General features: G+C 66.3%; 2 protein-coding genes and 1 pseudogene. All 3 read right to left on the bottom strand.

Annotated features, from left to right (window positions below):
- A pseudogene (locus tag MOV74_RS38285) lies at nucleotides 1-807 on the bottom strand (glycine dehydrogenase (aminomethyl-transferring)); the annotation flags it as partial.
- Nucleotides 808-824: 17 nt separating this feature from the next.
- Complete coding sequence (gene gcvH / locus MOV74_RS38290) at nucleotides 825-1193, bottom strand: glycine cleavage system protein GcvH (protein ID WP_246932715.1); 369 nt, start codon at nucleotides 1191-1193, stop codon at nucleotides 825-827.
- Between the two features lie 10 nt (nucleotides 1194-1203).
- Nucleotides 1204-1381: glycine cleavage T C-terminal barrel domain-containing protein (locus MOV74_RS38295; RefSeq protein ID WP_309486882.1), on the bottom strand; the 178-nt coding region annotated here is incomplete at its 5' end.

Consider the following 1381-nt stretch of genomic DNA (forward strand, 5'->3'; position numbering starts at 1 on the left):
CGAACCGATCGCGATGTCGGCACCTAACTCGCCAGGCGAGGCGAGCAGCGTCAGTGCGAGCAGATCCGCGGCCATGATCGCGAGCGCGCCCTTGGCCTTCAGCGCGGCGATCGCGGGCCGGAGGTCGCGCACCGCGCCCGAAGAGCCCGGATATTGCAGCAGCGCACCGAGTACGTCGGCCTTGTCGAGATCGGTGAGGGGATCGCCGACGATCAGGGTCCAGCCGAGCGGCTCGGCGCGGGTGCGCATCACAGCCAGCGTCTGCGGATGCACGTCCTTGTCGACGAAGAACGCCTTTGCCTTCACCTGCGAGTGCCGCTCCGCCAGCGCCATGGCTTCGGCGGCGGCGGTGGCCTCATCGAGCAGCGAGGCGTTGGCGACGTCGAGCCCGGTGAGATCGCAGATCATGGTCTGGAAGTTGAGCAGCGCCTCCAGCCGGCCCTGGCTGATCTCGGGCTGATAGGGCGTGTAGGCGGTGTACCAGGCCGGATTTTCGAGGATGTTGCGCTGGATCACCGCGGGCAGGACGGTGCCGGAATAGCCTTGGCCGATCAGCGAGGTGAAGACCTGGTTCTGACGCGCAAGCTCGCTCATATGCGCGATCGCCTCGGTCTCGCTGAGCGGCTTGCCGAGATCGAGCGGGGAAGCCTGCCGGATCGAGGCCGGCAGCGTCTCCGCCATCAGCGCGTCGACGCTCTTGGCGCTGACGGTTTCGAGCATTGCGGTGACATCGCGCGCCGACGGGCCGATGTGGCGGCGAACGAAGCTGGCGGCGGTGTCGCCGTTGGTCTTGCGGTGCGCGGTCATCGCTTGCTCCATCGTCCTTAAGCCGTATGTGCCTTGTAGGCGGCTTCATCCATGAGGCCGCCGAGCTCGCTCTTGTCGGCAATCTTGATCTTGAAGAACCAGGCCTTGCCTTGCGCGTCCGAGTTCACCAGCGCCGGCTCGGCGGCGAGCCCGGCGTTGGATTCGAGCACCTCGCCGGTCACGGGGGCATAGACGTCGGAGGCGGCCTTCACCGATTCCACGACCGCTGCGGCTTCCGCCTTCTTTAGCGTGCGGCCGACCTTGGGCAGTTCGACGAACACGACGTCGCCGAGCTGCTGCTGGGCGTAGTCGGTGATGCCGACGGTGGCGACGTCGCCCTCGATGGCCAGCCACTCATGGTCGGAGGTGTATAGCGTCGTCGTCATTCTCAAATCCTCAGCGTTTGTAGGTGTTTTTGACGAAGGGCATGGCGGCGACTGCGAGCGGCAGTCGCTGGCCGCGCACTTCGGCGAACAGTTTGGTGCCGAGCGCGCTCAGGCTCGTGGGCACGTAGCCCATCGCGACCGGCCCATTCAGGCTTGGGCCGAAGCCGCCCGATGTGACTTGTCCGATC

The organism is Bradyrhizobium sp. SHOUNA76, from assembly GCF_023006445.1.
In the GTDB taxonomy this organism is placed as follows: domain Bacteria; phylum Pseudomonadota; class Alphaproteobacteria; order Rhizobiales; family Xanthobacteraceae; genus Bradyrhizobium.

Coding starts and splice junctions, on each gene's coding strand:
- gcvH (WP_246932715.1), bottom strand. CDS start 1,193: ATGACGACGACGCTATACACCTCCGACCATGAGTGGCTGGCCATCGAG.